Consider the following 18,092-nt stretch of genomic DNA (forward strand, 5'->3'; position numbering starts at 1 on the left):
AAAGTCGGAGCAGGTTATGGCGGCGGTAATTGCGGAAAAACAGGCTAGTATTCCGCACTTAACGGAAGCTTGAGTCCGCAATCGGAAGCGCCATGGAAAGCCTCAACCGCCTCGCCCTCTTCGTCCAGGTCACCGAAAGCCAGAGCTTCGTCGCCGCCGGTCGCGTGCTGGGCATCTCCGCCTCGGCGGTGGGCAAGGGCATCGCCCGCCTGGAACAGCACCTGGGCGTGCGCCTGTTCCACCGCAACACCCGCAGCATCAACCTCACGGTGGAAGGCACGCTGTTCCTCGAACGCTGCCGGCGCATCCTCGGTGAGCTGGAGGCGGCCGAGCACGAGCTGTCGCAGAACACCCAGGAGCCCAGCGGCCGCCTGCGGGTCAGCCTGCCTCTGGTGCTGGGCCTGTTCCCGGTGGTGCTGCCGGCGTTCATGCGCCGCTACCCCGGCATCGAGCTGGACCTGGATTTCAGCGACCGCCTGGTGGACGTGATCGAGGAAGGCTTCGACGTGGTGGTGCGCAGCGGCATCCCCGAGGACTCGCGCCTGCGTGCCCGCCAGCTCGGTGCCTTCCACCTGCAGCTGGTGGGCTCGCCCGAGTACTTCGCCACCCGTGGCACGCCGCGGGTGCCGGCCGACCTGGAGCAACACGCCTGCCTGCACTACAAGTTCCCCAGCACCGGCAAGCTGCAGAAATGGCCCCTGCTGCTCTCACCCGGCGAAAGCGAACCGCAGTTGCCCACCACCCTGGTGTGCAACCACGCCGACACCCTGATCCGCGTTGCCAGCGAAGGCATGGGCATCACCTGCCTGCCCGACTTCGCCATACGCGACGCCCTGGCCAGCGGCCAGTTGCAGACGGTGCTCGAAGACCGCAACCAGCACGCCGGCCACTTCCGCGCCCTCTGGCCCTGCTACAAGCAGATGCCCGCCAAGCTGCGGGTGTTCGTCGACTTCCTCGCCGAGCACCTGTTCCTCGACCAGGGCCACACCTGAACAATGCACCCACGTAGCCCGGGCTTCAGCCCGGGAAATCCCCCTCACACATCCCCGGGCTACACGGCGAAGCGTGCCTCCAGGCGGCTGTAACCCATGCCCACGCCCTTGTGCACCTTGAGCTGCACCGGGATGCGCTCCTTGAGCGCTTCGACGTGGCTGATCACGCCGATCATCTTGCCGCTGGCATTGAGCGCATCCAGGGCGTCGAGGGCCACTTCCAGGGTTTCGCCATCGAGGGTGCCGAAGCCCTCGTCGAGGAACAGCGAATCGATGCTGGTCTTGTGGCTGACCAGGTCGGAGAGCGCCAGGGCCAGGGCCAGGCTCACCAGGAAGCTCTCGCCGCCGGACAGGGTGCGGCAGTCCCGGGCGACATCGGCCTGCCAGGTGTCCACCACCTCCAGCTCCAGCTCGCCCTGGGCACGTCGGCGCAGCTGGTAGCGGCCGTGCAGGCGCTCCAGCTGCTGGTTGGCCAGGTGGATCAGGTGATCCAGGGTCAGCCCCTGGGCGAAGCGGCGGTACTTGGCGCCGTCGGCCGAGCCGATCAGGCCATTGAGCCGTTGCCAGAGGTCGCAGGCGCCTTCCTGGGCGGCGATCTCGGCGAACAGCGCCTGCTGGTTCTGCCGGCGCTGCTCGTCGCCGCTCAGTTGCCCGCGCACCTCGCCCTGGCGCTGGGCCAGTTCGCGCAACTGCAGTTGCAGCGCTTGCAGGCGTTCGTCCAGCTCGGCCAGGGCCAGCTCGGTGCGTGGCGCCGCCTGCAATTGCGCCAGGCTCTGCCGGGCCGAGGCTTCCAGGGCCTGGGCTTCGGTCCAGGCCTTTTCCAGGCGCGCCTTGAGGGCCAGTAGCTGGCTGCGCGCGTCCTCGTCCAGCAGCGCGGCCAGGTACTGCGCCTCGTCGGCGAAGGGGCTCTGCGCCAACGCCTGCTCCCAGGCACCACGCTGGGCGTCGAGCGAGGCGTGTGCGGCCTCCAGTTGCTCGACCAGGGTGTGCTCGCGCCCACCCAGCGCCTGGCTGCGCTCCTGGGCCTGCGCCAGCCGCTGCTCGGCCTGCTCCAGGGCAGTGGCGGGGTTATCCACAGCGGCCAGGGCTTCGCCATCGGGCTGCGCCAGCTCGCCCCAGCGCTGCTGCCAGCGCGTGGCGGCGCCTTCGGCGGTTTGCAGCTCGGCCAGCAGCAGGTGCTCGTCGCGCTCCAGGCGCTGCTGCAGGGCCTGGGCGTCACGCCAGGTGCGCCACTCGGCGTCGCGCTCGTCCAGCCAGCGCTCGTTGTCCTCCGGCAAGGCGTAGCCGAGCTCGCCCAGGGCCGCGCCCAACTCCGACTCCTGGCGCACCTGCTGCGCCTGGAGCTGGCCCAGTTGCTCCGCGTTCTCCGCTTCGCGGCGGCGCAAGGTGTCCTGTTCCTGCAAGGCCAGGGCATGCCCCTGGGCGGCTTCCAGTTGCAGGCGCTGCGCCTGCTCGCGCTGGACACGGGCGCCTTCGAGGGCCTGCTTGAGGCCATCCAGCTCACCCAGGCTGCGTTGCAGGGCGGCGAGCTCCGCCTGTTGCTGCGCCTGGGCCTCTGCCACCGCCGGGCCATCGACCAGGGGCCGGCCCAATGCCGCGCAGTGCTGCTGCCACTGCGCCTGCACCTGGTGCAATTCGTCCTGCAGGCGTTGCGCCTCCTGCTGCCGCTGGCGCAGTTGCGCCTCCAGCGCGGCCAGTTCGTCACGCAGGGCTTCGCCGCGCTCGCGCACCAGGTCCTGCTCGGCACGCTTGGCCTGCAACGCAGCCTGGGTGTCGGAGACATCCAGCGCTCGGTAGGCATCGATCGCCGGGTGTTCGTGGGAGCCACACAGCGGGCAGGCCTCCCCCGGCTGCAGGGCGGCGCGGTGGGCTTCCAGCTTGAGGATGCGCTGCTCCTGCTCCAGCAGCTTTTCCTTGTCCTGGATCTGTTGCTTGAGGTCGGTGAACTGCAGGCGCAGGGCATCCCGCGCCGCCACCTTCTCCGCCTGCGCGCGGCTGTCGGTTTCGATGCTGCCCCGTGCCTCGGCCAGTTGCCGCTCCAGGCGCGTGCGGGTGTCTGCCAGTTGCTGCAAGCGGGCCAACTGGTGGCCCTGGTCGCTGAGGCGCTGCCAGCGCTCACGCAGGGCGGCTTCGGATTGGCCGGCCAGCAGCGCATCGAGGGCGGCCTGGCGTTGCGCTTCGCCTTCGCGGGCGCGCTCCAGGCGTTGCTCGCTTTCGCCCAGCGCGGCTTGCAGGCTGGCGATGCGTTGCGCCAGGTGCTCCGCGTCCTGTCGTGCCTGCTGCTGGCGGGCCTGCGACTGGGCGATGGCCTGCGCCAGGTTGCGGCGCGCGCCGAGCTGCTCGCGCCAGGCGCCCAGGCGCTCGCCCAGCAGGCCGTGTTGCGGAGTGGCCGCCAGTTGCACCTCCACCTGCCGGCGCTGATCGGCCAAGGCATCGCGCCGTTCGGCAAGGGCCGTCGCCCGCTGCTGGCTGTAGCCACGCGCCTGCCACAGGCCGTCGGCCACCTCGCGCGCGGCCTGGGCCTTGTGTTCGCGCATCTGGGCCAGGGCCGTGGTGGCCTCCATGACCGCCTGCCCGGCCCGTTGCCAATCGCGGTGCTGCGGGCGCAGGCGCTCGGCCGGTTCGCTCTCGGCCAGGCGCTGCAGCTGCGGGCCGGCCTGCTCCAGCGCCTGCCGGGCGTCCTGGCCCTGCTGCGCGGCGGCGAGCTGGCGCGCCTCGGCGCCGGCCAGGGCTTCACGCCACTGGCGCTGGCGCTGCAGGCTGTCCTGCTGGCCGAGCAGTATCGCTTCACGAGCGGTGAGCTCGGCGAGTTCCTCCTGCAGCTGCAGGCGTTGCTCCTCGCCCAGCAGCTCCACCCCCTCGGCCCGCGCGCGCAGCTGGCCCAGGGCCGCTTCGGCTTCCCTGGTGCGCTGGTAGACGCGCTCGGAGACCAGCCCGTAGACCTCGGTGCCGGTCAGCTCCTCCAGCAGCTCGGCGCGCTGGTTGGCACTGGCTTCGAGGAAGGCGGCGAACCCGCCCTGGGCCAGCAGCATGGACTTGGTGAAGCGCTCGAAATCCAGCCCGGTGAGGCTTTCGGTCTGGCGCAGCTTGTCATTGATCTTGTCGGTGAGGATCTCGCCATCGGCGATGCGCGCCAGCTCCACCTTCGGCGCCTGCAGCCCGCCATCGACCTTGTCGCGGGCACGGCGCTGGCTCCAGAACGCGCGGTAGCCCACGCCCTTCACCTCGAACTCCACCTCGGCCAGGCAGTCGGCGGTGTGGCGGGTCATCAGCTCGTTGACCGTGGCCGAGACGCTGCTCATGCGCGGGGTGCGGTGATAGAGCGCCAGGCAGATGGCGTCCAGCAGCGTGGTCTTGCCGGCACCGGTGGGGCCGGTGATGGCGAACAGGCCATTGCCGGCGAAGGGCTCGCCGGTGAAGTCGATCTTCCACTCGCCCTTGAGGGAGTTGAGGTTCTTCAGGCGCAGGCTGAGGATTTTCATGCAGGAGCCGCCAGGGGATGGGAGCGGCATTCTGGCATTCTCCGCCCGCCCTTGCAGGCCTGGCGGCGATAGCGGCGATCTGCCCCGGCCTCAGCTGCGCTCGCTGCGGACCTCTTCCAGCACGCCACGGTGCAGGTCCTGCAGGCGCCGGGCCTGGTCCTCGTCCAGTTGCTCCAGCTCCAGGCGGCGTACGAACACGTCCTCGGCGCTGAGTTCGTCCAGCGTCTCGCGTGCGACGCCCAGCAGGGCCGGGGCCAGGCCGGCACGCTCGCGGCGCAGGCGCAGCACCTCCACCGGCAGGCCTTCGCACAGCGCAGCGACGCGGCCTTGCAGGTCGCTCAGGTAGTCGTCCGTGCCCACCTGCACCTCCAGCCAGACGGGGCGCTCGGGCGTGCCCCGACGGGCCTGCTCGGCGATGGCGCCGGCCAGCTCGCCCAGGGAACCGCGCACGCTGGCCAGGGGCTGGAAACAGGGCACCGGCAAGGGCGTGACGCTGCGCAAGCCTTCCGCACCCAGTTCCACCAGCAGCACTTCCTTGGCCTGCCCGACCTCGTCGAAGGACAGCGGGATGGGCGAGCCGCTGTAGCGGATGTGCTCCAGGCCGCCGACCTTCTGCGGCCTGTGGATATGCCCCAGGGCGATGTAGGCGGCGGGCGGGAAGGCGCTGGTGGGGAAGGCTTCCAGCGCGCCGACGTAGATTTCCCGCACCGACTCGCTGGCGCTGGCGCCGACGGTGGTCAGGTGGCCGGTGGCGAGGATCGGCAGGTGGCCGCCCAGTTCGTCGCGGCGCCGCTCGGCCAGTTCGAACAGCTGTGCGTAGTGGGCCTGGATGGCCTGCTGCAGGGACAGCTGCTTGTCCGCCGCGCTCTGCCCGGCCTGGCTCTGCAGCACGTCGCGGGCGCGCACGAAGGGAATGGCGCAGAGCACCGCGCCCGGCTCGCCGTCACGGCCGCGCAGCACCAGCACCTGGTCCTGCGGGTCGGCGGCGACGCCCGGCACCACGCGGGTGCCCAGGGCCGCCAGCAGGCCCTGGCTCTCGCCGAGCATGGCGGGCGAGTCATGGTTGCCCCCCAGCACCACCAGTTGCGCCCCGGCATCGCGCAGCTCGATGACGAAGCGGTTGTACTGCTCGCGGGCATAGCTGGGCGGCGCGCCGGTGTCGAACACATCGCCCGCCACCAGCACCGCATCCACCCGGTGCGCGTGCACCTGCTCCAGCAGCCAGGTGCAGAAGGCCTGGTGCTCGGCCTGGCGGGTCTTGCCCATGAAATGCTGGCCGAGATGCCAGTCGGAGCTGTGCAGGATGCGCATCGGGTCTGTCACTTGTCGCGGGGAACGGGAAGGCGGCCACCTTGTCACTTACCGGCACCGGGAGGCAACCGCCGCTGCGCCAGTGGCTATCCTTCCCCTCAATTCCCCGCTCCAAGGACTCCCATGCCAAGGTTCCTGAAAGACCTGAAGATCATGCTGCTGGCCAACCTCTGGACCGTGCCCGTAGTGGCCGCGCTGGTGGGCGCGGTGTTCTATTTCGTCGCCCCGCCGCCCCCCATGCATGCGACCCTGGCCACCGGCGGCGCCAACGGCGGCTACGCGCTGTTCGCCGAGAAGCTCAAGGAGGAACTGGCGCACCAGGGCTTCACCCTGGAGCTGGTGCCCAGCGGCGGCTCCCTGGACAACCTCGGCAAGCTGCAGCGCGGCGAGGTGCAGATGGCCCTGGTGCAGAGCGGCCAGGAACTGACCCTGCCGGCACGCGAGCGCGAACGCCTGCACGGCCTCGGGGTGATGTACCAGGAGCCGCTGTGGCTGTTCAAACGCAAGGACGTGGACATCGACGCCATGGGCGACCTGCTGCAGCTGCGGGTCGCCATCGGCACGCCCAACAGCGGCACCCGCGCCATCGCCGCGGCGCTGCTGCAAGCCAACCGGATCGAGCCGGAGGGCTACCCGCAGACCTGGCAGGCGTTCAGTGGCACCCGCGCCGCCGACGCGCTGATCGCCGGCGAACTGGACGCGGCCTTCTTCGTCGGCCCGGCGGAGAACGCCGTGGTGCAGCGCCTGGCCGCACGCAGCGAACTGGACCTGGTGAGCCTGCGCCGCAGCGCCGCCTACCGCGCGCGCCTGCCCTACCTGACGAAACTGGAAGTGGGCGAAGGCCTGCTCAACCTCGCCAGCAACAGCCCCTCGCGGGACATCCTCACCCTGGGCCCGGTGGCGACCCTGGTGGCCAACGACGAATTCCACCCCTCGCTGACACCGCTGATCCTCGAAGCCGCTCGCGAAGTGATGAAGAACGGCAGCCTGCTCGACCCCGCCGGCCGCTATCCCGCCGCCCAGCCGATGACCCTCTCGACGCTGGACGAGGCGACCTACTACTACAAGAACGGCCTGCCGATCCTGCAACGCTACCTGCCCTTCCGCATCGCCTCCCTGGCCGACCGCTACATCATCCTGCTGATCCCGCTGCTGGTGGTGATGTTCCCGCTGTTCAAGGCCGTGGGCCCGGTGTACCGCTGGCGCATCCGCGCACGCATCTACCGCTGGTACAAGTACCTGCGCGAGATCGACCGCAAGCTGGACGCCGGCACCCTGCGCGAGGAACTGGACGGCGAGATCGGCAGGCTGGAAGAGCTGGAGGACCAACTGGCCAAGGTGGACGTGCCGCTCTCCTACTCCAACGAGCTGTACGACCTGCACGTGCACCTGCGCTACGTGATCGAGCGGCTCCAGGCACTGAAGGCCAGGAGCCGCGATAGCGGGGCCTGAGCGGGGCCTCAGAAACGCAGTTGCAGGTAGCGCAGCGGCGCCAGCCAGACCGGCGTCGCCGGGCCGAAGGCCAGGGCTTTGGCCAGGTGCCGGCGCAGGCGCCAGTAGGAACCGTGCTCGCTGCCCTTGGCCACCGCGCGGGCGGTGCGGAAGTGCGCCACGGCAACGCCGCTGCCGCCATCCCGCGAGGCGGCGGTGAAGCCTTCCAGCAGGTGCTGCATGCAGCGGAAGAAGGGCCGTGGCTGCGCCCCCTGCAAGCGCGCCAGCCAGCCTTCCACGGCCTCCAGGTCGCCGGCCATGGCCGCATCGAAGCCCAGCCAGACCATGGCGTCGTGGTTCTGCCGGTCACGCTCCAGGGACAACCGCGACACCGCTGCCGCACGCGCATCCAGCTTGCGTGCACGCAGGCCCAGCGCCAGGTTGTCCAGGCCCCAGGCCGGTGCCTGCGGGTTCTGCTGCCAATCCGAGAGCCAGTCGAACATCAGCTCGTAGCGCCCCTGGTTGACCATCGCGTAACTGGCCATGCCCCAGATCACCCCGTCGCTGCGGATCGCCTCGCGGCTGGCCTCAAGTGCGTCCACCAGCAGCCGGTTGGCGTTCTTGCGGTTGGCCAGCAGCTCCAGCATGGCGTGCTTGCCGGCGTGCTGCGGATCGTTTTCCAGCAGGCGCAGGAAGCCCTTCCACAGCGAGCCGGGCATCCAGCGGCCGTCCTCGCGTCGCAGCCAGTACAAGGCGGCGGCGTAATGCAGGGAGCCATCGGCGACACCCGCCTCGAGGTTTTCCCACAGCAGCTTGTCCTTGTCCGGCTGGCCGAGGATCTTCAGCACGTCCGACCAGGCCTCGACCACGCCGCCGTCACGGCACAGCGGCTGCAGCACGCGACGCTTGAGCGCCTCGTCGCCCCGGGGCACGGCGAAGCGCAGGGCGCGGATCAGCACGGAGGCTTGGCTGGACGCCTCCAGCAGCCGCTCCAGCACCTCCCGCGTGGCGTCGACCGTGCCGTGCTCGAGCAGCAGGTCGAACGCGTGCAGGCCGGCGAAGGTGTAGCAGGCATCCAGTTCGTAGGCACGGAGGAAGGACGGCAGCGCCTCCTCGCCCCGGCCATCGAGCCACAGGGCGTGGCCGAGGAAGCCATGGGCGATGGCCTGCCGGGGTTCCAGGCGCACCATCTCGCGGGCCGACTCCACGTAGGCGGCATAGTCGCCGGCATCGTCCTGCCAGTCGGCCAGGGTGCGCCAGCCCTCGAAGAAGGCCGGCTGGCGCTCCAGCAGCTGGCGCAGCTCGGCCAGGGCGCTGGGCAGGTCCTGTTCTTCGCGCGTGGCGCGGGGGCCGAACAGCGCCAGTTCGGGTGGTGTCGCACCGCCCCAGCAGGGCGCCTCCAGCAGTTGGCGCAGTTCCTCGAAGCGCCCCGCGGCCAGCAACCCCTCGGCCAGCTGGGTGTTGGCGCTGCGGTGGCGCGGGCTCAACTCCAGGGCCTGGCGCAATGCCGGCTCCCTGGCCTCGAAGCCCTCTTCCTGCTCGGCCAGCGCCAGCCAGGCGTCGGCGTCGCCGGCGCGCAGGCGCGTCAGTTCGCGGGCCAGTTCCAGGGGCCGCCCGGGCGTCTCCAGGGCAGCGCTGTAGCGGCGCAGCTGGTTCCACACCCAGCCATTGCCGGGTTCCTCGCGCAGCACCCTCTCCGCCTCGATGGCACCTTCGGCCGGGTTGTCGCGCTCGCCCAGCACGTAGCCCAGGTAGGCACGCAGCTCGGTGTTGTCGGGGGTGCGGGCGAGCACGCTGCGCAGCAACTGCTCGGCCTCCTCCAGGTCGGCGCCCTCGTCCAGCAGGCTCTCGACGTAGAGGCGCACGCTGCGGGTCCACAGCGGGTTGATGCGGAAGCTCTCGCGCAGGGTCTGGCGGCACTCGGCGTACTGCTTCTGGCTGCTTTGCAGCTGGGCGCGCTCCAGGGCCAGGCGCGGCATCAGCGGGAAGCGCTCGATGGCCGATTGCAGCAGGTTCTCGGCCTGCTCCGGATGGCCCATCTCGGCCTGCTGGGCGGCGACCACCACCCACAGTTGCCAGAGGTCGGCACGCTGCCGCAGGGCCTCGCTCAACTGCTCCAGCAGCACCTGCGGCTCCAGCAGCCTGCGCGCCTGCTCCGGGTAGGCCAGCCAACCGTCGCCGAAGGTCACCTGCGCCACCAGCTGGCGGTGGATGAAGTCGAGATCGTCCAGGGCCTCGCCCTGGGTGGTGCAGGTTTCCAGCAGCATGTTGCTGGCGTAGTCGTTGTCGGCGGACCGCTCCAGCGCCTCGCGGAAGGCGGCGCGGGCGGCCTCGCGCTGGCCAGCCTGGAGCTGCACGAAGCCTCGGGTGGAATAGCTGCTGGAGCTGCGCGGGTCGGTGCGCCGGGCCTGCTCGCAGTATTCCAGGGCCTCTTCGTGGCGGCCCAGGCGCGCCAGGGTCACGGCCAGTTCGCGGATCGCCCAGGCGTACTCCGGGTGGCTGGCCAGCAGGCGCCGCAGGGCGACCTCGGCGTCTTCCAGGGAACGGCGCTGGGCACGCTCCACCGCCAGCTCGGCGATGCCGCAGTGGTGGGGAAAGCGTTCGGCCAGCGCGGTGACGTACTCGTCCACCGCCTCTTCGCCGGCGCTCTGGCGCAGCAGCTGCACCTGCATGCGGTGCAGGCTCATGTTCAGCGGGTCCAGCTCCACCGCCTCGCGGCACCAGGCCAGGGCACGCTGGGTGTCGCCATCGCTGCGCTGGCTGTGCAGCACGGCGGCGCGCAGCCAGGTGCCCCGGCGGCTCACCGGCTCGGCGCGGCGCAGCATGGCCTCGTTCAGCTCCAGCTCGCCGTGGCGACCGTAGAAGTCGGCCAGGTTGAGCAGCAGCGCCGGGTCCTGGGGCCGGCGCTCCAGGGCCTGTTCGAGGATCTGCCGGCATTGCAGCGGATCGGACAGCTCCTCGATGAATTCGCAGAGGGTCAGGGTCGGGCCGGCGGCCAGGGCGCCGAGGCGCGCCTGGCGCTGGCGCAGGAACTCCAGGCCCGCTTCGGTGCGGCCCAGGCAGCGCAGGGCGCGGAAGTACTGGCTGCTGTAGCCCTCGTTGGTGTCGTGCAGGCAGGCGGCGATGCGGTACAGCTCGCAGGCCTGCTCGCGGCTGCCTTCGTTCCAGCGCAGGCTGGCCAGCTCGTTCCAGGCCTGGGCATGCCCCGGCGCCTGGCGCAGGGCGCGGCCCAGCAGGTGGCGTGCGGTGTCCAGCTGGCTGCCGTCCTCCACCAGGAGGCTGGTGTAGCGCACCAGGATGCCGGCGTCGCTCCAGCGCGCCTGGCAATGGCCGGCCAGCCAGTCCAGCTGCTGTTCGCGGGCATGCAGGTGGGCCAGGGAGGTGGACTTGGAAAGGATCAGGTTGGCATCGTCGGGGAAGCGCTCCAGCAGTGCTTCGGTGGCCTCCAGCACCTGCGCCTCGCGGCCGTCGTACCAGCCCAGGGTGCGCTGGCCCTGGAGGGTCAGGCGGTGCCCGGGCGCCTGCTCGCGCAGGGCCTCGAAGGCGGCCAGAGCCTCTTCGCGGTCATGCACCTCCAGGGCGCTGACCAGGCGGTAGTAGAGGTCCCAGGTCGCATGCTCGGGCAGCTCCAGGCCATCCAGCCGATGGGCTTCCTCGGGGGGCAGCAGGAGCAGGCCGCGCGGCCCGGACGCGCGCTGGGTCTGGTACAGGCCTTCGGCGATGCTCTCGCCGAACTGCGCCTGGCCGGGGTCGCGGATCAGCACGGTGCCACGGGGCTCGTCGTAGCCGACCACCGCCTGCAGGTGGCCGCTGCCGGTGTACTGCAGGGACAGGGTGAAGGGCAGGCCGCGGTCGATCAGCGCGCGGCTGGTGGCCCAGTCGACGGTGAATTCGCGCACCAGCCAGCCGTTGCGCTCGGCCCAGGCGCGCTCGGCCTGGTAGGAGGTGCCGTCGTAGCAGATCTCCTCGGCCACCTCCAGGTGCGCCACGGGGCGCCCCCAGTAGGTGGAGAGCGCGGTCAGGGTGGCGGGGACGCAGGTCATGTGGTGCTGGCGGACGAAGGTGACCGGCAGCAGGACGCGACCGCCCTTCGGTTCCGCCAGGCGCTCGGCGACCATCGTGTAGAAGGGGCTCTGCGCCTCCAGGGCCAGGGCCCGGCCCTGCTCGTGGTCACCGCGCAGGCAGGCGATGTCGCAACGACGGCCGGCGTACCAGCCACGCATGCCCTTCTCCAGCAGCAGCGCCAGCTCCAGGGAGCGCTCGATCAGGCGCTCGGCCTCGTCCAGTTCCTCGCGCTCGATCAGCAGGTCGATCAGCTGCGCACAGAGCCCGGCGCTCTCCATCCGCCGGGTGGCCTCCAGCAGGCGGGTACGGGCGGCCTCCTCGCGCCCCAGCTGCAGTTCGAGCTGGGCGGCCTGCAGGGTCGCGGAGCGGAAGCCGGGGAGCATCGCCAGGGCGCCCTCGCAAAGCTCCAGCGCCTCGGCGTAGCGGTCTTCCTGTTCCAGGCTGTAGGAGCGCTCCACCAGCAGCCAGGGGTCGGCGGTGCCCAGTTGCATGGCCGCGTCGTGCAGCTCGGCGCTGCGGCCGAAGTCGCGCAGCAGCGCCCGCAGGTAGCCCTGGAACGACAGCCATTCGGCGCGCAGGCCGGGCTCCTCCGGCAGCCAGTCGGAAAAGCGCTGGAGGAATTCCCAGGCACGGTACTGGCCACGACGGGCGAGCAGGAAGCGGGCATAGCGCAGGCGCGACTCGGCGGCCTCCGGGTAGCGGCGGTGGCCGAGCCAGGCCAGGGCGTCCCCCAGGCGCGGGGCTCCCAGTTGCCCGGCGAGGCGCGAGGCCAGCACCATGGCGGCGGCACCGCGCCAGTGGCGGTAGTCGCCGAACTCGGAAGCCCGAGCATGGGCCTGGAGGAACAGGCCGCGGTCGGCCAGCGCTTCGAGGGCGCGGATGGACTCGGCGTCGACTGTGAGCAGGGGCGTATCGAGGGTCAGGCTGGACATCGGAACCATCCTTGGTCATTGCAGCGGAAATGCCGTCACTTTAGGGAGGCTCGGGCCCGGCAACAAGCGATCGGGTCACAAGGCCCCTCATCCCCTGCGAGGCTGAGGTAAACTCTGCGGCCTGCCGGGCGAGCCACCCGCGCGCCCTTATCCACAGCTTCACAGGTACGCCCATGCCGATCCGTCACTGCATCGTCCACCTCATCGACAAGAAGCCCGATGGCAGCGCCGCCGTGCTCCATGCACGCGACAGCGAGCTGGGCGAATCCAAGGCCATCGAGAACCTGCTGGCCGATCTCAACGAAAGCTACAACGCCAAGCAGGGCAAGGCCTGGGGGCTGTTCCACGAGGAGTCCGGCGCCTACCCCTTCAGTGGCTGGCTCAAGGACTACATGGAGGGCGGTCGCGATTTCACCGCCTTCAGCCGCGAGGCGGTGGCGCACCTGCAGAAGCTGATGGAGGAGTCCAACCTCTCCACCGGCGGCCACGTGCTCTTCGCCCACTACCAGCAGGGCATGACCGACTACCTGGCCATCGCCCTGCTGCACCACAACGAAGGCGTCACCGTCACCGACGCGCTGGACCTGGCGCCGGCCCGCCACCTGGACCTGGGCCAGCTGCACCTGGCGGCGCGCATCAACCTCTCCGAGTGGCGCAACAACGCGCAGTCGAAGCAGTACATCTCCTTCATCAAGGGCAAGAACGGCAAGAAGGTCTCGGACTACTTCCGCGACTTCATCGGCTGCCAGGAAGGCGTCGACGCGCCGAGCGAGACCCGCACCCTGCTCAAGGCCTTCAGCGACTTCGTCGAGCACGAGGACTTCGCCGAGGAGCAGGCCCGCGAGAAGACCAAGACCCTGGTGGACTACGCCAGCACCCAGGCCAAGCTGGGCGAGCCGATCACCTTGCAGGAGCTGTCCGGGCTGATCGACGAGGACCGCCCGCGCGCCTTCTACGAGCACATCCGCAACAAGGATTACGGCCTGTCGCCGGAAATCCCGCCGGACAAGCGCACCCTCAGCCAGTTCCAGCGCTTCACCGGCCGCGCCGAGGGCCTGTCCATCAGCTTCGAGGCCCACCTGCTGGGCTCGAAGATCGAGTACGACGAGGGCCGCGACATGCTGATCATCCGCCAGGTCCCGACCCAGCTGAAGGACCAGCTCAAGCGCCGCAAGGACTGAAGTCCGCCGTAGGAAAAAAGCCCGGCTCGATGCCGGGCTTTTTTGTGCGCCTGCGGATCAGCGCGCTTCGATGCGGAAGCCCACACGCGGGAAGTGCACGTGCACCACGCCGGCACGCTCGTCCTCGCGACGCAGGATCAGCTCCTCGCGGCCGGCGAACACCAGCTCGCCCTCCACCGGGTCGACGCCATAGTCGGTGGCGGCGATGGCCACCTTCTGCCCGGCGGTGAAGCCGTTGACGTCGAAGAAGGGCTCGTCCGGCAGCGCTGCCGGCTCTGCGGCGCGGGCGATCTCGATGGCCTCGGCGGCGCTCAGCTCGCTGGAGGCGCCATGGCCGAAGCCGAGCACGCGGCCCAGCCAGGCGGCGACCGCCGGGTAGTCGTCCACCAGCGGGGCAGTGACCGGGGTGGCCTTGAGGAACCAGAGGCAGTGGGCCAGGGAGAAGTCGGCCATGCTCGGCTCGCCGAAGAGGAAGTCACCTTCCTCGCGACCCAGTTGCTGTTCCAGGCGCGCCATGAAGGTCGGCCAGTTGTGCTTGGCCACCTCGGCGGGCAGCCGCGTGGTGGTGCCGCCGCTGAACAGCCCGGCGCGGTCGGCGATGAAGGCCTTGATGGCTTCAGGCGGCAGCTTGCCGAAACGCACGGCGATGGATTCGGGCTGGAACACCAGGCTCACCGCGTGCTGGAAGATCACCGAATCCACCCAGTGGCAGAAGCTCGCCACGTTGAATTCCAGGCCCGCCGGGATCAGCGCCGGCACGGCCTTCTCCGCCTCCAGGCGGCGGGCGATCAGCGCGGTGTCGCAGTAGATGTCGGCGCCGACCTGCAGCACCGGGGTCTTGCGGTAGCCGCCGGTGAGCGGCATCAGGTCCGGCTTGGGCATCAGCGGCGGAATGTGCACCGAACGCCAGGACAGCTGCTTGAAGCCCAGCAGCAGGCGGGCCTTCTCGGCGAAGGGGGACGTCGGGTAGTGGTGCAGGATCAACTCGTGCATGTCGGGCTCCTTATCGTTCTTGTCAGGGTGGGCAGCTTAGCCGCCCTCGGGTTCAGGGCCTATCCGCTGGCGCTGATGGCATGCCATCAGCCGCGGCTATGTACGCCTTGGCCAGCGCTTCCTTGGCGGCCTTGCGCAGGTTCTTGATGGCGCGTTCGCGGCGCAGGGCATCGCCCTTGCCCGGGCATTCCTCGATATAGACCAGCGCCTGGGCCGGGCTGGAATGGAAGAAACGCGCGCCCTTGCCGCTCTGGTGCTGGGCGAAACGACGCTGCGGGTCGTCGCTGATGCCGCAGTAGAGCGCACCGTTGGCGGCACGCACCAGGTAGACGAACCAGGGACGCGGTGGAGCCTCGCTCATGCCCAGGCCACCGTGCGCATGCGCTGGCAGTAATCGACCAGGCGCGGGTACTCGCGGGCCAGGCGGTTGAGCGGGGTTTCCAGGGTGCACTGCACCAGGTTGGCCAGCAGCCCGTAGGCCGAGGCGTCGGCGCTGCAGGGACGCGTACCGCCGAAGAAGGTGTCGTCGCCGAGCAGGTCGGTGAGGCCTTGCAGGTCCTCGCGGGCGAACACCAGCAGCTCTTCGCGATCATGCCGGCCGAGGCCCTGGGCCAACAGGTCGCGGCGGACCTTGCGACGCACCAGCGGCGGCACCAGGCGCCCGGCCAGCGGGCCGAGATTGCCGAAAAAGGCCTGGCGGGTCTGCGCCCAGCCCTCGTCCTCCAGCCAGCGGAAGTACACCAGCAACCAGTAGAGGTGCTCGTCGCAGAGGCGGGTGACGGCCAGGGCGCGACCACGGCCGGCGTCGTCGAGGTGCTCGTCCAGCTGCAGGTGCAGGCGCTCGGTGAGCACCCGCTGGATGATCGCGGTATCGGCGATCAGCTCGCCGTCGAAGTCGATGTAGGGCAGCTTGCCCTTGGGGCCGCGCCGGGGGTCCATCAAGGCCTGCGCCTGGTACTGCACCCGCGTAAGGCGCAGGAAGGTCTCCAGCTTGAGGCAGAAGGGGCTGGCATTGGGCACGTCGAACCCGGCGGGGAACTGGAACAGCCTGATCATGATGGGCACCGGCGAGAGAGTCGCCGGCGAGCTTAGGCAATATTGCGCGGCGCAGCCACCAGCCAATGGCCGGCAGCGGATTCAGCGTTGTGCGCGAAATGCCGCCAGGCCTCGGGCCGCCTGCTGGCGGATGGCGTTCTGCACCGGCGGCAGCCAGCCCAGCAGCAGGCCCTTGGCGCCCAGCGCCTGGCGGGCCCAGCGCCACAGGTCGAAGCTGTCGCGGTGCTCGACGATCAGGCCGTCCTCGAAACGGAAGCGCGCCTCGATGCGGTTGACCACGGTGCGCCCGGTCTGGCTGAACAGGTAGGTGGCGACCCAGCGCGCACGGCCCTCGTGGTCATCGGCCTCGACACCGTCGAACGTCAGCGAGAAGGCCTGGGCGCGGCTGGCCAGCATGCGCCACATGTCGGCGGCCTCGCTGCCGCGCAGGTCGGTGAACACCGGGTCGGCGAAGCGCACGTCGGCGGCGTAGCAGGCGGCCATGGTCTCGGCGTCCAGGACCTGGAAGGCGCGGTAGAAGCGTTCGATGAGGGCGGCGTTGGGATGGCTCATGGCGAGGCTCGTGGCGATTGGGATGAGGAGAGTATCGACGGCTTTCCGCCGGGCGGCGATTGGCTGCATCGCCAACTTTGTGGCAATAATCGCCACCCTTTACGGAGACCCACCCGATGATCCGCATCGCTTTGCTGGTCTGCCCCCAGACGGTCTGCTCCAGCCTGGCCATGGCCGACGACGCCTTCCGCCTGGCCAATACCCTGGCCGGTGAGGCGCTGTTCGAGGTGCTGCGGGTCAGCCGCGATGGCCAGCCGGTGGACCTGGGCATGGCCAGCATCCGCGTCGACGGCGACCTGGCCCTGGCCGCCGGGGCCCGCCTGGTGATGCTGCCCGCCACCGGCAGCGCGGTGGACCGCAGCATCGCGGGCAACACGGAACTGCTGGCCTGGCTGGCGCAGCGCCCGGCCACCCAGCAGGTGGCCAGCCTGTGCAGCAGCGCCTTCCTGCTCGGCGCCGCCGGCCTGCTCGACGGCCGCCGTGCCACCACCCACTGGGCGCTGGCCGGCGCCTTCCGCCAACGCTTCCCCCAGGTGCGCCTGCAACCCGATGAGCTGCTCACCGAGGACGGCAACCTGTTCTGCTCCGGCGGCGCCCAGGCCGGGCTCGACCTGTGCCTGCACCTGATCGCCTGGCACGGCGGCGACTGGCTGGCACAACGGGTAGCCGGTGCGCTGGTGTTCGACCGCGAGCGCGGCCGCCAGTCACGCTTCACCCCGCTGCTGCCGGACGTGCCGGGAGACGCCCAGCTCGGCCCGCTGCTGGCCTGGCTGCAACGCCACCACGCCGAGCCCATCGACCTCAAGGGCCTGGCCGAACGCGCGCACTGCTCGACCCGCACCCTGCTGCGGCGCTTCCGCACCGCCACCGGCCTGACGCCCAACGACTACGTGCAACGCCTGCGCATCGCCGCCGCCCAGTCCGCCCTGCGCAACCCTTCGCGCTCGCTGGAGCAGGTGGCGCAACAGGTGGGCTACGCCGACCGCGCCACCTTCGCCAAGCTGTTCAAGCAGCTCTGCGGCGAGACGCCGGGAGCCTTCCGCCGGCGCCTGCGGGAACAGGCATGATCCGCGTGATGCCCCTGTAGCCTCCACCGCGTGGGTTTCGCCAAGCTCTACCCACCCTACGAAAGCCGCCTCCACCTGCGTGCTGGGTCAGTGCCCACATCAAGGTGAGGATTCTTGGAAAAGGGACTCGCCCGGGAGGGCGAAACCAGACGCATCACCAGAACTCGGCAATCAGCTGGACTCACATCCTCTAGTCGCTGAAATCGCCCCCGTAGGGAAAATGAAAAGGGGCCCGAAGGCCCCTTTCCATATAGCGCTGGCAATCAGTGCAGGATCTGCCCGAGGAACAGCTTGGTGCGCTCGTTCTGCGGGTTGTCGAAGAACGCATTGGGCTCGTTCTGTTCGACGATCTCGCCCTTGTCCATGAAGATCACCCGGTCCGCCACGGTACGGGCGAAGCCCATCTCGTGGGTCACGCAGAGCATGGTCATGCCGTCCTGGGCGAGGCCGACCATGGTGTCGAGCACTTCCTTCACCATCTCGGGGTCGAGGGCGGAGGTGGGTTCGTCGAACAGCATGATCTTCGGCTTCATGCACAGGGCGCGGGCGATGGCCACGCGCTGCTGCTGGCCGCCGGAGAGCTGGCCGGGGAACTTGTTGGCCTGCTCGGGGATACGCACGCGCTCCAGGTAGTGCATGGCGATTTCCTCGGCCTTGCGCTTGGGCAGCTTGCGCACCCACATCGGTGCCAGGGTGCAGTTCTGCAGCACGGTGAGGTGCGGGAACAGGTTGAAGTGCTGGAACACCATGCCCACTTCGCGGCGGATCGCCTCGATCTGCTTGAGATCGTTGGTCAGCTCGGTGCCGTCGACGATGATCCGCCCCTGCTGGTGTTCTTCCAGGCGGTTGATGCAGCGGATGGTGGTCGACTTGCCGGAGCCGGACGGACCGCAGAGGACGATGCGCTCGCCCTGCTTGACGTTCAGGTTGATGTCCTTGAGCACATGGAACTGCCCGTACCACTTGTTCACGCCCTGCAGCTGGATGATCGGCGCAGCGGCGTCTTTCTGGATGGCTTCACTCATTCGAA

Annotated in this window: 12 protein-coding genes; 4 read left to right on the plus strand and 8 right to left on the minus strand. The window is 69.9% G+C overall.

What is annotated here, in order from left to right:
• Positions 1–92 precede the first annotated feature (92 nt).
• Positions 93–992, plus strand: coding sequence for a LysR family transcriptional regulator (locus tag ACYJSS_RS16280; RefSeq protein WP_111263753.1), 900 nt, complete (start codon positions 93–95; stop codon positions 990–992).
• 59 nt (positions 993–1,051) lie between these two features.
• Here the strand turns inward: ACYJSS_RS16280 and ACYJSS_RS16285 are convergent, their stop codons facing one another.
• Both ACYJSS_RS16285 and sbcD read right to left on the minus strand, forming a co-directional pair.
• Positions 1,052–4,474, minus strand: coding sequence for an AAA family ATPase (locus ACYJSS_RS16285; RefSeq protein ID WP_111263754.1), 3,423 nt, complete (start codon positions 4,472–4,474; stop codon positions 1,052–1,054).
• A gap of 90 nt (positions 4,475–4,564) precedes the next feature.
• Complete coding sequence (gene sbcD, locus ACYJSS_RS16290; protein ID WP_459480151.1) at positions 4,565–5,785, minus strand: exonuclease subunit SbcD; 1,221 nt, start codon at positions 5,783–5,785, stop codon at positions 4,565–4,567.
• A 123-nt stretch (positions 5,786–5,908) separates the two neighbouring features.
• Here sbcD and ACYJSS_RS16295 point away from each other — a divergent pair, with 123 nt between their 5' ends.
• Positions 5,909–7,237, plus strand: a complete 1,329-nt coding sequence (locus tag ACYJSS_RS16295; protein WP_111263756.1) for a TAXI family TRAP transporter solute-binding subunit — start codon at positions 5,909–5,911, stop codon at positions 7,235–7,237.
• Positions 7,238–7,245: 8 nt separating this feature from the next.
• Here the strand turns inward: ACYJSS_RS16295 and ACYJSS_RS16300 are convergent, their stop codons facing one another.
• Entirely contained in the window at positions 7,246–12,213 is a 4,968-nt protein-coding gene (locus ACYJSS_RS16300) for a tetratricopeptide repeat protein (RefSeq protein ID WP_158545629.1), read from the minus strand.
• Between the two features lie 173 nt (positions 12,214–12,386).
• Here ACYJSS_RS16300 and yejK point away from each other — a divergent pair, with 173 nt between their 5' ends.
• Positions 12,387–13,394 (plus strand): nucleoid-associated protein YejK, encoded by a 1,008-nt coding sequence (gene yejK, locus ACYJSS_RS16305; RefSeq protein WP_111263758.1) that lies wholly within the window; start codon positions 12,387–12,389, stop codon positions 13,392–13,394.
• Between the two features lie 57 nt (positions 13,395–13,451).
• Here the strand turns inward: yejK and ACYJSS_RS16310 are convergent, their stop codons facing one another.
• From ACYJSS_RS16310 to ACYJSS_RS16325, 4 genes are all read right to left on the minus strand, one after another.
• Entirely contained in the window at positions 13,452–14,387 is a 936-nt protein-coding gene (locus ACYJSS_RS16310) for a glutathione S-transferase family protein (RefSeq protein ID WP_111263759.1), read from the minus strand.
• 52 nt (positions 14,388–14,439) lie between these two features.
• Positions 14,440–14,748, minus strand: a complete 309-nt coding sequence (locus tag ACYJSS_RS16315; protein WP_111263760.1) for a GIY-YIG nuclease family protein — start codon at positions 14,746–14,748, stop codon at positions 14,440–14,442.
• On the minus strand, positions 14,745–15,443 hold the full coding sequence (locus ACYJSS_RS16320) for a glutathione S-transferase family protein (protein WP_111263761.1): 699 nt from the start codon (positions 15,441–15,443) through the stop codon (positions 14,745–14,747). The genes ACYJSS_RS16315 and ACYJSS_RS16320 overlap by 4 nt, the downstream gene beginning before the upstream one ends.
• Before the next feature lie 81 nt (positions 15,444–15,524).
• Entirely contained in the window at positions 15,525–15,995 is a 471-nt protein-coding gene (locus ACYJSS_RS16325) for a nuclear transport factor 2 family protein (protein WP_111263762.1), read from the minus strand.
• 116 nt (positions 15,996–16,111) lie between these two features.
• On the opposite strand from ACYJSS_RS16325, the gene ACYJSS_RS16330 reads away from it, so the two are divergent.
• Positions 16,112–17,062, plus strand: coding sequence for a GlxA family transcriptional regulator (locus ACYJSS_RS16330; protein ID WP_111263763.1), 951 nt, complete (start codon positions 16,112–16,114; stop codon positions 17,060–17,062).
• Between the two features lie 263 nt (positions 17,063–17,325).
• Here the strand turns inward: ACYJSS_RS16330 and ACYJSS_RS16335 are convergent, their stop codons facing one another.
• A complete protein-coding gene (locus tag ACYJSS_RS16335) occupies positions 17,326–18,087 on the minus strand; it encodes an amino acid ABC transporter ATP-binding protein (RefSeq protein ID WP_111263764.1) in 762 nt (253 codons plus the stop codon).
• Positions 18,088–18,092: the final 5 nt, after the last annotated feature.

The sequence above is a fragment of the Pseudomonas sp. No.21 genome, assembly GCF_054558415.1.